Here is a 12,126-nt window from a genome sequence, read left to right on the forward strand (position 1 = left end):
GTATTATTTAATTTTATTTTGAATTGGAACGACGATAAATTGATAAATGTAACAGCCCACACAGATCTTGAAAAAGCTTTCCAGACTCGCCAGAATAATTAATAAAGATCCTGTAATATAAGCCTCATCATAATGTCCATTTATCATTAATAAAAAAATCAGCAATGTGAAAACTGCTCCCAATGCTGCAGCAAATCTTTTAGGTGCTGCAAAAATGGATTTCTTTTTCAGTTTCAATATTTTCGCAGTCGATTTTGAAAAAAGAGCTAAAGGAGAAAATGATCGTCCTAAAGCTCTAATAATAAAATCAAAAACTAAGAGCAAAAGTAAAAACGGCCACTTAAAAAATAGAGATACAGTAGTCATAACAATCACTGAAAATGCTGTCAACCTTACGATATTCTCGTCTGTATAGTATTTATTAATCTGACTCATTGTTTAAAAATTTGAAATAAAAAAGCCTCATCGGTAAGATGAAGCTTTATATCATAGCTTTCTCACCGCACTCTTCAGTTCGTATTACACATCATTGCCATCTGTGAGAAAGTCTGTTTCATTATTTCTTATTTACATTGCAAATATAGAAATTATTTAATTCCCACCAAATAAGTATGAATTAAATTTACACAAATTCATTATTTGTTAACATTGGAGTATTCTGATTCTTTTTCTAGAGCATGAGAATTAAAGTAAATTACTCAATTTCTCCAACTTTGAATAATTTCTCCGAGGCTGCCAATCCATTCGGATTACAACCAGGTTCACCTTCTGGAACTTTTAGGTTTTTGTCTTGATAGAATTTTTCCCAGAACGCATTGATCTTTCCTGTTTTCGGGTCAACAAAAGTCATTGGCTCTAGCTTGAATATCTTATTATCTCGAAAAGCTCTTTCAACAAAATCTGAACAGTAATAAGATTGTTCATCCAGAATATAATTGAAATTATAAGGTTTTCCAACCAAAGTTTCAGCTTTCGAAACAGAATTTGGAATTGATGATTGGAATTCTGATTTTAAACGATAAACATCAATTTTTTGGCCGGATTTGATTTGTTCTTTTAAGAAATGATTCAGTTTTTGTTTTTGAGAACCGCCTTTTGGTGAGGCGTGAAGAACGTAAAGATGATGTTCTTCTTTTTTAACGATTCCAATATGGTCGTAAGATGTTTTTTTCTCTGTCTGTGTCACATTATTAATAGCTCCTGACAATCCGGATTCTACCGCAGGAACAAAAAGTAAATCACCGTTTTCCAAAATCGAAGTATTGTAGGTTTTGCAACTCGTTAAAAAAAACAGCGCAAAAATAAGGTAAACTAAATTACTTTCTATAATTCTTTTCATAGATCGCAATCCATTCATCCACAGATATTTTCTGACAAAGCTCACCCAACAGGTCATAAGTAATATCCTCTACTTTTTTGAATCTGATGCAAGATTTTCCCATATCCAATTTCTTTTTGGAATGATTGGGAAACTCTGATACAAACCAATCTAAAATCTTTTGGTCTGCATAGATTCCCGTATTGTAAAAAGCTATAAAATTCTTCTGCGAAGCTACACTTATGAAAGGCAAAGGTGTATTTTTTGTACAATGGTAACCCGCAGGATAGGTTTCCAGGGGCACAACCCAAGTGACCATTCCGTACTGCATGGTCTGTTGAAAACCTTTCGGGAGATTAACATCAACAGTCTCCAATAACTTTCTGAAGGCATCTCTTCTTTCCTCAGGAATCCGGGAAATATATTCTTCTATGGTATCAACAAAAATCTGCATTAGGGAAATTATTTAAATCAAAAATACTAATTTTTTTATTGAAAATTTAAAGCTTATTTTTGTATCCCAAAGTCAAATAACAATGCCGAAAATATCGCAAAGAGCGCAGCATATGCCTGCTTCTCCAGTTAGAAAATTAGTTCCTTATGCAACAATAGCAAAACAGAAGGGAATCAAAGTTTATCATCTCAACATTGGTCAGCCGGACATCGAAACTCCGGAAACTGCTTTGAATGCTGTAAAAAACATCGACCTCAAAGTTTTGGAATACGCTTTATCAGAAGGTAATATCGAGTACAGAAAAGCTTTGACAGACTATTATCACTCTCTTGGATTTACAGATCTAAACCCAGATAATTTCATCGTAACAAACGGAGGTTCAGAAGCTTTGAATTTCGCCATTTCTACACTTTGCGATGACGGAGACGAAATCATTATTCCGGAACCTTACTATGCTAATTATAACGGATTTGCCGGAACGTTCAATATTAATGTTGTAGCAGTTCCTTCAACGATCGATACAGGTTTTGCTTTGCCTTCAATTGAAGAATTTGAGAAAAAGATAACAGATAAAACCAGAGCAATCGTCGTTTGTAATCCCGGAAACCCAACAGGTTATCTTTATTCAAGAGAAGAACTACAAAAATTGGCTGAGATTGCAAAAAAACACGACATTGTGATTATTTCAGACGAAGTTTACAGAGAATATGTTTACGATGGAGAAGAGCAAATCTCAATGTTCGAATTTCCGGAAGTAGCAGATAATGTTATCGTTATCGATTCCGAATCTAAAAGATATTCTATGTGTGGCGCAAGAATCGGTTGTTTGATTACACGTTCTAAGAAGATTCACGATGCTGCGATTCTTTTTGCTCAGGCGAGGCTGAGCCCAGTCCTTTTGGGTCAGATCGCAGCAACTGCAGCTCATAAAAACGATGCGGAATATATCGCCAAAGTAAGAGAAGAATATACCAACCGAAGAAATCTTTTGGTAGAATTATTGAATGAAATTCCAGGCGTGATATGCCCGAAACCAAAAGGAGCTTTCTACTGCGGTGTAGAATTACCTGTTGATGATTCTGACAAATTTGCGCAATGGCTTTTGGAAAGTTATTCCAATAATAATGAGACTGTAATGGTTGCACCAATGGGAGGCTTTTACAGCAATCCGGAATTAGGAAAAAAACAAGTGAGAATTGCGTATGTTTTGAAGCAGGAAGACCTAAAAAGAAGTGTCGAGCTTTTGAAAGATGCGATAGAAAAATACAGAACCGAATTTGGTCTGAATTAATTTCAAACTCAGTTCTTAAAAAAACCACATAGAAAATAGTTTTAAAATCTATTAAAATTAATATTTCTATGTGGTTTTATCATTAAATTTACATCAATCATAAAATCAAAAACGATGAAAATATTAAAAACAGGACTAATTGCATCGGCTTTTGCAATGCTTTTGATTAGCTGTAAAACTGTCGCCCAGAATTCACAGATCGAATCTATAACATTCAGAAATACCTATGGACGAGGCGGCTTCACATCTATCACCGCAACAAAAGATTCGTTAACAGCTTCTTCAGCAGGCGGAAGGATGACAGATTACCCTAATTTCAATAAAAAAATCAATTCTAAAGATTGGGAAAAATTGGTTTCGGTTTTGGATATTTCTGTTTTAGACAAAACTCAAAATGGAGCCCGAAGAGGAGTTTACGATGGACATGATGAGATTTTCAGTATTGTTACAAAAGATAAGGAATATGAGATTTTCAACGCATCTGAAGATACACAGAACTATAAACAATTAGAAAAATTAAAAACCAATCTTAATAATCTGCTCTCCCAATATAAATAGTAATGCAGGAAAATTTTTCTTTAAAACCTTTCAACACATTCGGAGTGGAAGCTTCGGCTCGTTATTTTTCTGAAGTCACTTCTATTGAAGAATTAATAGAAACACTCAAATTCTCAAACACTCAGACTCTCCCTCTTCTGTTTATTGGCGGAGGAAGTAATATTCTGTTGACAAAAGATTTTGATGGATCAGCCATTCTCTTGAATTTGAAGGGAATTTCAGAAGAGATAATTGATGAGAATCATGTTCTGGTTACAGCAAAAGCTGGTGAAAACTGGCATCAATTGGTGATGTATTGTCTAGAGAAAAATTATGGCGGATTAGAGAATCTCTCGTTGATCCCGGGAAATGTCGGCACTTCTCCAATGCAGAACATCGGTGCTTACGGAACAGAAATAAAAGACGTTTTCGAAAGCTGTAAAGTTCTGAATCTCGAAAAACTAAAACAATGTCACACTGAGGCTCTCGAAGTGTTCAATCTCGAGAAATGTAGATTTGGATATAGGGATTCTATTTTTAAGCATGAAGGGAAAGGAAAATATGTAATTCTGGAAGTTACTTTCCGATTGACCAGAAAAGACCATACAATTGACGTAGAATACGGCGCGATCAAGTCTGAATTGGAAAACCTTGGAATCAAAAAACCTACTATTCAAGATGTTTCGAAAGCAGTGATCAACATCAGACAAAGTAAATTACCCGACCCGAAAGTGATTGGAAATGCCGGAAGTTTTTTCAAAAACCCTACAATTCCACTTTCGCAATTTGAAGCTTTAAAACTAAAATTTGAAAATATACAAGGCTATCCGAATGGAGATTTTGTGAAAGTTCCTGCAGGTTGGCTCATAGAACAAGCTGGATGGAAAGGCAGACAAATTGGAAATGTAGCTTCTCATAAGTTGCAGGCTTTGGTCATCATCAATGCAACCGGAAATGCAACCGGAAAAGAAATCTTTGATTTTTCTTCGGAGATCATCAATTCGGTAAATGAAAAATTCGGGATTGAACTGGAACGGGAAGTGAATATCATTTAGAAAAAAAATTTCGGATGATTGAATTTTAATAAACCAAAAATCAAACAAATATGGCAGATTTATCAGGAAAAGAATTCAAAAAACTCATCCGGAAGCATATTGACAAAGTCAATTTTGTAAAGGTCATTCTCAAAGACGATTCATCGATATTTGGATTTATTGTAAAATATTCTGATGAATTTTTGATGATCGAGGAAACTTATGATTTCTCATTAGCAGGAACCAAAATTGTCCCTTACGAAAGAGTAAAAAGTATTCGCCACAACAAATTTGATAAGGTTTCTAAAATGATTTTTTCAGAGGAAGGCCTGATTAAATTCAATCAAAAAATCATTGATAAAACTTCTTTAAAAGACTTTGAATCACTTTTCAGATCTATCAAAAAGCAAAATTTCCATTGCATCATAGAAAGCAGAGAAAAGAAAATCGGATATTTTTCGATTGGGGAAATCTTAGATATCAATGAAAAATCCGTCATCATTCAGAATTATGACACGACAGGAAAAATTTATAAAAAATCAGACAAAATCTCTTTTAAAAATATAGAGTTGATTAACTTTAATGATAATTATTCTAAGACGTTTAGAAAATATTTAAAATAAAAAAATGAAAGTAGATATTTGGAGCGACACACGTTGTCCGTTTTGTTTTATTGGAAAGAAAAATTTTGAAAAAGCACTTCAGAATTTTGCTCAAAATGATAAGATTGAAGTCAATTGGCATTCTTTCCAGCTAGACCCGAAAATGAAAACCGACCTCAGCAGAAATCATTATGAATATCTTTCCGATATCAAAGGACACTCTTTGCAAGAGACAATCAAAATGCACGAAAACCTGATTCAAATAGGAAAAAATGCAGGAATCGATTTCAATTTTGATGAAGTGAAAGTTTCTAACTCTTTCAAAAGTCAAATATTGGTTCAACTCGCAAAGGAAAAAGGTCAAGCTAACGAAATGGAAGAACTTCTGTTCGAAGCTTATTTCATCCTTGGAAAGAATATTGATGATGTTGAAGTTCTGTCTGAGATTGGAAAGAAATTAGGTTTCACAAAAGAAGAGATTCAGAATGCAGTTCAGTCTCTTGAATTAACAGAATTGGTAATCAATGATATCGAGGAAGCAGCGTCGCTTGGGATCAACAGTGTGCCGTTTTTTGTTTTTGATAGAAAATATGCAATTTCCGGAGCTCAACCAGCCCATTTATTTTCTGAAGTTTTGGAAAAAAGTTTGTCAGAGTTTTTAGAAAACAATTCAAAGATCAGCATTGTAAGCGAAGGTGATTCTTGCGATGTTGATGGAAATAATTGTTAAATAATTAATTTTTTTAAAAAACACAAAGACGCAAAAGTTAAATCACAAATATTATGTTTTAAGGCACAAAGTTTCATGCTGTAAAATTGAAAATTTTCAATTTTCCTTGTGTCTTATTTCATAATCAAAGAGAATTATTCCTTGCGCCTTTGTGTTTAACATAAATTCAATAATCAAAAACTAGAAATACAAATGAAAATTGCAGTTTTAGGCGCAGGAAATATGGGTTTGTCATTTTCAAGATCTTTTTTGAAATATGAATTGATAAAACCGCAAAATCTACACCTCATCACAAGAAACGAAAACAAAAAAGATAAAATAAAAACGTTGTTTCCAGAATCAGAAATCTCGTCATTTGATGAAATTCAAAATTTGGAAGCTGACCTTATTATCATTGCTGTGAAACCTCAGGATTTTGGGTTTGTAGCAGAAAACTTGCCTTTCAGTATTTCAGAAAAATCGATGGTTCTGTCAATAATGGCTGGCATTTCTATTGAGAAAATCCAAAAACTTCTGAACCACAAATCCGTCGTAAGAGCAATGCCCAACTCTCCTACTCTTCTCGGAATGGGAATCACAGGCTATACTGCAGCAGAAGGAATTTCTTTCTCAGAATTGATGAACGTTGAACGTTTACTAAATTCGACGGGACGTTCTGTTTACCTGGAGGATGAAAACCTTTTGAATGGTGTCACAGCGCTTTCAGGAAGCGGGCCAGCTTATTTCTATTACATCATTGATGCCATGATAAAAGCCGGGACCGAAATGGGAATCGATGAAAATCTTTCGAAGTTATTCGTAAAGCAGACCATGTTAGGCGCATATCATCTCATTAATAATTCGGATAAATCTTTGGAAGAATTGATAAAAGATGTCGCTTCAAAAGGCGGAACAACGGAAGCGGCTCTCAAAACCTTCGAGGAAAACGAGTTGAAATCAATCCTGAAAAAAGGAATCTTGGCGGCGGAAAACAGAGCGAAGGAACTGAATTCATAATCTTTGAAAATGACAGAATACAAGGAATTTTCAGAATCTGAATTAAACAAATTAATTCCAATTCAAAATGATTTTAAGGCAGAATTTAAAATTGATGATTTTGCCCATTGGTTTTATGACGCAGATGTAGAAATATTAAGACTTTACAATGATGATAATGATGAAGTCTTTTTCAAATACATTCCAATCGGAACATTTTCATTGACATCAAAAACTTGGATGTGGAGCTGGTTCAATAATTATTTGTCCGAGAAAAATAAAGTTGAAACTTTAAAAATTAAAAAATTCGGAGAAGAAAATAATTATGAAAAGCTAACAAATGGAACATTTCCAAGTGATGAATATGACGGATGGGAATTCCTTGCCATTGCTTTTGAAATTTTAAACGGAATTGGGACTTACAAAATCAACCTTGAAAACTTAGAATATTACGTTTTAATTACTGAACAAGTTTACGCAGACGGAAATTCAGAAGTAAAAAAATTGAAACAGAAAAAACTAGAATGTGGGAATCACGGTTATAGAAGACCTGCTTTTGTTTGCCAACATTTGGATTCTGAAACAAAAAGAGGATTTGTAGAATCTTTTGAAGCTACTCCAGATATGGATTTGGAAGACGAAGAACATTTTGAGGCTTGGTGTGATGAATGTGAAAAAATAAGAATTAAATACAATGGTTGGAATGAAGAATCTGAAAAATTTGTAAACATAAAAATGGTTTGCGAAAATTGTTATTTTGAAATGAAAGCTTTAAATAATTCGTAGGAAAATGTACAACAAAAACGACTTCTATATTTCTACTGATAAATCCAAAATGGACATAGAAACCATTCATCGTTATTTGTCGGAAGAATCTTATTGGGCAAAAGGCGTTCCTAGAGAAATTGTTGAAAAATCGGTTGCTAATTCTTTTTGTTTTGGCGTATTTTATCAGGATAAGCAAGTTGGATTTGCAAAAGTGATCACAGATTTTACGACGATTGCTTATTTGGGAGATGTGTTTATTTTAGATGAATTTCGTGGCCTTGGTTTATCAAAATCATTAATGGAAAACATTATGAATCATCCTGAATTACAGGGTTTGAGAAGATGGATTTTGCTAACGGCTGATGCTCACGAGCTTTATAAAAAATTTGGATGGAATAACATCAAGGAGCCTGCAAGATGGATGGAAGTTCATACTAAGAATCCTTATCAATAAAGATTACTTATAATTTTAATATAATTCATCTCGCTGATTTTGCAGATAGAGCAGATTTAATTTGAAAATCAGTTAAATCAAAAAAATCTGCGAGAATGAAACTTTTTGTCAAACAACTGATAAATACAAAAACCAATCGCAACGCCAGCAGTATTCAGAATAACATCGTCAATATCAAAAACACCCAGTCTTGTGAAATACTGAAGACTTTCTATCAAAATAATTGCGAAAAGAAAGTCCAGAATCAGAAGCCAAAAGTTGTTGAGTTTCGGAAAGACAATTCCTAAAAATCCAAATGGTACAAACATCAATATATTACCGAAAATATTAACGACGATCGTCTTCCAAAGAATGGTTTCTTTTATGAAACCCACAGTTGAAAACATCGGAATCAACCTTACAATGTTAATATCATACTGGCTTCTCCCAAATCCGAAAAACATCAGATAAAGTAAAAACAAAGTGTAAAACGGAATCAATATTTTATATAATTTCTTCAAAAAATCCATACAGAAAATTCGATTCCAAATATACAAACTATTGTTGCTGCTGTTGTTGCTGTTGCATTTCCAAAAACATTCGGTAAGAATTACTTTGAGGTAAAATCTCTTCAATCGATGGATTATTTTCTCTGATGTACATTGGAACTTTAGGAACATCAGTTAGATTTTTGGTCTTATCGGTCGTAATAATTACAGAAACGCCCAATTTGTGGCTGGATGTTCCTTTATATGTCCCTTTCACGGGAGTACAATCTTTGAAATCTCTTCCCACCGCAATCTTGATATGCCGGTCGCTTACCCAGCAATTATTCGTCGGGTCGTTTCCAAGCCAGCCGTAACCCGGAATAAAAACTTCTACCCAGGCGTGCGTTGCACCTTCACCTCTCAATTCCTGATTGCTCGGACTGATATATCCGCTGACGTATCTCGAAGGCACACCCAACATTCTCAGCATTCCCAAAAGCAAATGTGCAAAATCCTGACAAACACCGGCTTTCAGTTCCCAAATCTCATCTATCTCCGTTTCAAAATCCGTGATTCCTTGTCGGTATGTAAAATTTTCATAAATGTAAGTTGACAAAGCCGTTGTCGTTTCCATCACAGACAAATCTGAAGTTGCTACAGATCTTATAGTGGACAGAATCTCTGCCTTATTTTTAATATTTTCCTGTCTTACAAAATCGATGTAAGGAAACTGATTTGCCTGTTCTTTTACAATCTGCCATTGCTCTTCGACATTCAGATTGATGACCGGCAATTCTATTGGAAACGTTTCTACAACCAATTCGACTTTGATCTCCAAAAAATGATGCGGTTCCACAATTGTGAAAACGCCAATTCTGTTGGTAAAATAATCATAATAATAATCGATATTGGAATTCGGAAACAGAGATATTTTCTGTTCGATAACTTCTTGGAAATCATTGGTCATTGGCGACAAAATAATCTGGTTAGCACTGTCTGTAACCGCAGAAGAATACTCGTATCTCGTAATGTGTAAAATATTGAAAACTGGCATAAAATTAATAATGCTATTTTGCTTCTGTTAAACAACCAAACCAAAAAACTGGTGGTTAAAAATATTTGAAATTTCGTAAATATCACTTTCTATTCTGGCAAGAAAAAGCATCTTTTCCTCGCGTGTTCTGGGATGTCTTGTAAACTGGACATTCGCAATACATTTCCCGATGAAAAAACCGACTGTTTCATCACTTTCGCCCTGTTCTCCGGAATTGAGCTGTTTTGCAAATTTGTCTAATTCATTCAGAGAATAAGTGATCGAATTGGGAAAAAGCGGTTCGTAGATCATTTGATAAAAAATCCTTTCCTTTTCCATCGTTCCGAGATTATGCCGAAGATAAAAATCATAACCACTTACCGAACTCAGAAAATACCGCCAGTTGGAGTAATCGTTATCCAAAAGGTCTTCGCCGTAGAGAATCCATTGTTTTCGGATCAGATTGATACAATTCAGAACTCTTTCAATATATTTTCCAAGCTCCAGAAAACAGTAACCTTCATCTCTCGCCACATAATTGTCGATAACACCATAATAAACCATCGATTGCTTCACCAAAACATCAAAAACACTGATCGGGTCACCATATCTGGATTGGCTGAACAGGAAATGGTCCTTCATCTGATGATGAAAATCGTTGAGACATTGCCAGACATCTTTATTGATGTGGTCTTGTGCACTTCTGGCATTTTCTCTCGCCCGGAAGATATTACTGGCAATGGACAGATCATTATTGATATCAAAAAGCGCCTTGGAAATCAGATTTCCAAAACTGTAATCATCATTATCGATCTCGATTTGATTTTCTTCGCAAAAATTTTCCCAACTTTCCACAGAAGCGCCATCCTGATAAGCAATATATCTCGTATGAAAAACTTTGAGCTGAAAATTTGTTCGCTCCATATAACGGCTCATCCAAAATATATTTTCTGCAACTCTACTTAGCATTTATTTTTTAATTGATTAATTGTTAATGATGAAAGTTGAATTAATCTACAACCCATGTATCTTTGGAACCGCCACCTTGAGAGGAATTTACGACAATTGAACCTTCTTTCAGCGCTACTCTCGTCAGCCCGCCAGGAACAATATCAATTCCATCCGGACCGTATAAAGCGAAAGGTCTCAGATCTACCCTTCTTGGTTGCAAAACGCCGTTGATATAACAAGGTGCAGTAGAAAGTTTTATGATTGGTTGAGCGATGTAACTTCTAGGATTCAGGTTGATCTGCTTCGTGAATTCAGCAATTTCTTCATCGGTTGCCTTGTCACCGATCAGCATTCCGTAACCACCACTTTCATTGGTTTTTTTGACCACCATTTTATGCATATTTTCGATGGTGTATTTCCGTTCGTCAAGGTTTTCCATCCGGTAAGTCGGAACACTTTTCAGAATCGGTTCTTCTCCCAGATAATACCGGATCATATCCGGAACGTATGAATAGATAGCCTTATCATCTGCAACACCGTTCCCCATTGCATTGACGATAATGACACTTCCTTTTCTGTAAGCATGATATAGTCCCGGAACACCCAAAACACTGTCCTGACGAAAAACCAGCGGATCGATGAACTCATCATCCACTCTTCTGTAAATGACATCTACTTTTTTGAGTCCTTTCGTCGTTTTCATATAAACCTGATGATTTTGAACCACCAGATCACGACCTTCCACCAATTCGATCCCCATCAATCTGGCCAAAGTTGTATGCTCAAAATAAGCGGAATTGAAAATGCCCGGCGTCAGTAAAACCACATTAGGTTTTGCACTGATCTGGCGACCGAATGACAATAGATTTTTTATTAAAAGATCAGGATAGATATTAACTTGTTTAACCTTTATATTAGGCAAAATATTAGGAAAAAGCCGGTAACTCATTTTCCTGTTTTCCAACATATAACTCACTCCGGAAGGCGTTCTGAGATTATCTTCCAAAACATAATAGCTCCCGTCATGATCTCGGACAAGGTCGATTCCGCTAATGTGTGTATAAATATCAAAAGGCACATCTACGTTTATCATTTCGCGAAGATAATTGGGACACGTATAAACCAAAGACGAAGGCAAAACTTCATCTTTTATAATGAATTGCTGATGATAGACATCTTTTAGAAAAATATTGAGCGCCTTTAGTCTTTGTTTTATTCCTTTCTGTATAAACTCCCATTCCGAAGACTGAATAATCCTTGGAACCACATCAAAAGGGAAAATTTTTTCGATGCCTTCACCGTCATTATAAACCGTGAAAGTGATGCCTTGTGTCATAAAGAGTTTCTTTGCAAGGTCATTTTTCTGATCCATTTCAGAAACATCAAACTTGGAAAAACCAGTCACAAAATCCTGATAATGATCTCTCACCGCATTATTGGACATCATCTCATCATAAATATCATCTATTTTTGGATAACCACTCAAAAAATCATCATTCATAGCTATATTTT

Annotated in this window: 15 protein-coding genes; 8 read left to right on the plus strand and 7 right to left on the minus strand. The window is 34.9% G+C overall.

The window, feature by feature from the left end; all coding sequences use genetic code 11:
• Positions 1-3: 3 nt before the first annotated feature.
• From K319_RS0113275 to K319_RS0113285, 3 genes are all read right to left on the minus strand, one after another.
• Positions 4-435: a DUF4395 domain-containing protein gene (locus K319_RS0113275; protein ID WP_027384034.1), complete on the minus strand. Its 432-nt coding sequence runs from the start codon at positions 433-435 to the stop codon at positions 4-6.
• Between the two features lie 259 nt (positions 436-694).
• Positions 695-1,339: a YiiX/YebB-like N1pC/P60 family cysteine hydrolase gene (locus K319_RS0113280; RefSeq protein WP_235696109.1), complete on the minus strand. Its 645-nt coding sequence runs from the start codon at positions 1,337-1,339 to the stop codon at positions 695-697.
• Positions 1,317-1,772, minus strand: a complete 456-nt coding sequence (locus tag K319_RS0113285) for a DUF1801 domain-containing protein (protein WP_027384036.1) — start codon at positions 1,770-1,772, stop codon at positions 1,317-1,319. Before K319_RS0113285 ends, K319_RS0113280 begins: the two co-directional genes overlap by 23 nt.
• 82 nt (positions 1,773-1,854) lie before the next feature.
• Here K319_RS0113285 and K319_RS0113290 point away from each other — a divergent pair, with 82 nt between their 5' ends.
• The 8 genes from K319_RS0113290 (at position 1,855) to K319_RS0113325 (ending at position 8,163) form a co-directional block, all read left to right on the plus strand.
• Positions 1,855-3,063 (plus strand): pyridoxal phosphate-dependent aminotransferase, encoded by a 1,209-nt coding sequence (locus K319_RS0113290; protein ID WP_027384037.1) that lies wholly within the window; start codon positions 1,855-1,857, stop codon positions 3,061-3,063.
• A 114-nt stretch (positions 3,064-3,177) separates the two neighbouring features.
• Complete coding sequence (locus K319_RS0113295) at positions 3,178-3,621, plus strand: hypothetical protein (protein WP_027384038.1); 444 nt, start codon at positions 3,178-3,180, stop codon at positions 3,619-3,621.
• Positions 3,618-4,655: a UDP-N-acetylmuramate dehydrogenase gene (gene murB, locus K319_RS0113300; RefSeq protein WP_027384039.1), complete on the plus strand. Its 1,038-nt coding sequence runs from the start codon at positions 3,618-3,620 to the stop codon at positions 4,653-4,655. The genes K319_RS0113295 and murB overlap by 4 nt, the downstream gene beginning before the upstream one ends.
• A gap of 50 nt (positions 4,656-4,705) precedes the next feature.
• The gene (locus K319_RS0113305) at positions 4,706-5,257 is read left to right on the plus strand and encodes a hypothetical protein (RefSeq protein ID WP_027384040.1); all 552 of its coding nucleotides are present in this window, start codon (positions 4,706-4,708) and stop codon (positions 5,255-5,257) included.
• A gap of 4 nt (positions 5,258-5,261) precedes the next feature.
• Complete coding sequence (locus tag K319_RS0113310) at positions 5,262-5,966, plus strand: DsbA family oxidoreductase (RefSeq protein WP_027384041.1); 705 nt, start codon at positions 5,262-5,264, stop codon at positions 5,964-5,966.
• A 192-nt stretch (positions 5,967-6,158) separates the two neighbouring features.
• Entirely contained in the window at positions 6,159-6,962 is an 804-nt protein-coding gene (gene proC, locus K319_RS0113315) for a pyrroline-5-carboxylate reductase (RefSeq protein WP_027384042.1), read from the plus strand.
• Positions 6,963-6,971: 9 nt separating this feature from the next.
• On the plus strand, positions 6,972-7,727 hold the full coding sequence (locus K319_RS0113320; protein WP_034671814.1) for a DUF6882 domain-containing protein: 756 nt from the start codon (positions 6,972-6,974) through the stop codon (positions 7,725-7,727).
• Positions 7,728-7,731: 4 nt separating this feature from the next.
• A complete protein-coding gene (locus K319_RS0113325; RefSeq protein ID WP_034671817.1) occupies positions 7,732-8,163 on the plus strand; it encodes a GNAT family N-acetyltransferase in 432 nt (143 codons plus the stop codon).
• 77 nt (positions 8,164-8,240) lie between these two features.
• Here the strand turns inward: K319_RS0113325 and K319_RS0113330 are convergent, their stop codons facing one another.
• The 4 genes from K319_RS0113330 to K319_RS0113345 are packed head-to-tail and all read right to left on the minus strand — an operon-like array spanning position 8,241 to position 12,115.
• A complete protein-coding gene (locus tag K319_RS0113330; protein ID WP_034671819.1) occupies positions 8,241-8,672 on the minus strand; it encodes a VanZ family protein in 432 nt (143 codons plus the stop codon).
• A 28-nt stretch (positions 8,673-8,700) separates the two neighbouring features.
• The gene (locus K319_RS0113335; RefSeq protein ID WP_027384046.1) at positions 8,701-9,684 is read right to left on the minus strand and encodes a transglutaminase family protein; all 984 of its coding nucleotides are present in this window, start codon (positions 9,682-9,684) and stop codon (positions 8,701-8,703) included.
• 27 nt (positions 9,685-9,711) lie between these two features.
• A complete protein-coding gene (locus K319_RS0113340; protein WP_084403452.1) occupies positions 9,712-10,632 on the minus strand; it encodes an alpha-E domain-containing protein in 921 nt (306 codons plus the stop codon).
• A gap of 40 nt (positions 10,633-10,672) precedes the next feature.
• Positions 10,673-12,115, minus strand: a complete 1,443-nt coding sequence (locus tag K319_RS0113345; RefSeq protein WP_027384048.1) for a circularly permuted type 2 ATP-grasp protein — start codon at positions 12,113-12,115, stop codon at positions 10,673-10,675.
• Between the last annotated feature and the right edge of the window lie 11 nt (positions 12,116-12,126).

Source organism: Epilithonimonas caeni DSM 17710 (genome assembly GCF_000426465.1).
Taxonomy (GTDB): Bacteria; Bacteroidota; Bacteroidia; order Flavobacteriales; family Weeksellaceae; genus Epilithonimonas; species Epilithonimonas caeni.

Bases quoted from the DNA above. Each gene is read 5' to 3' on its own strand.
- K319_RS0113340 (WP_084403452.1), bottom strand. From the start codon at position 10,632: ATGCTAAGTAGAGTTGCAGAAAATATATTTTGGATGAGCCGTTATATG.
- K319_RS0113310 (WP_027384041.1), top strand. From the start codon at position 5,262: ATGAAAGTAGATATTTGGAGCGACACACGTTGTCCGTTTTGTTTTATT.
- K319_RS0113285 (WP_027384036.1), bottom strand. From the start codon at position 1,772: ATGCAGATTTTTGTTGATACCATAGAAGAATATATTTCCCGGATTCCT.
- proC (WP_027384042.1), top strand. From the start codon at position 6,159: ATGAAAATTGCAGTTTTAGGCGCAGGAAATATGGGTTTGTCATTTTCA.
- K319_RS0113335 (WP_027384046.1), bottom strand. From the start codon at position 9,684: ATGCCAGTTTTCAATATTTTACACATTACGAGATACGAGTATTCTTCT.
- K319_RS0113275 (WP_027384034.1), bottom strand. From the start codon at position 435: ATGAGTCAGATTAATAAATACTATACAGACGAGAATATCGTAAGGTTG.
- K319_RS0113330 (WP_034671819.1), bottom strand. From the start codon at position 8,672: ATGGATTTTTTGAAGAAATTATATAAAATATTGATTCCGTTTTACACT.
- K319_RS0113325 (WP_034671817.1), top strand. From the start codon at position 7,732: ATGTACAACAAAAACGACTTCTATATTTCTACTGATAAATCCAAAATG.
- K319_RS0113305 (WP_027384040.1), top strand. From the start codon at position 4,706: ATGGCAGATTTATCAGGAAAAGAATTCAAAAAACTCATCCGGAAGCAT.
- K319_RS0113290 (WP_027384037.1), top strand. From the start codon at position 1,855: ATGCCGAAAATATCGCAAAGAGCGCAGCATATGCCTGCTTCTCCAGTT.
- K319_RS0113320 (WP_034671814.1), top strand. From the start codon at position 6,972: ATGACAGAATACAAGGAATTTTCAGAATCTGAATTAAACAAATTAATT.
- K319_RS0113280 (WP_235696109.1), bottom strand. From the start codon at position 1,339: ATGAAAAGAATTATAGAAAGTAATTTAGTTTACCTTATTTTTGCGCTG.
- K319_RS0113345 (WP_027384048.1), bottom strand. From the start codon at position 12,115: ATGAATGATGATTTTTTGAGTGGTTATCCAAAAATAGATGATATTTAT.
- K319_RS0113295 (WP_027384038.1), top strand. From the start codon at position 3,178: ATGAAAATATTAAAAACAGGACTAATTGCATCGGCTTTTGCAATGCTT.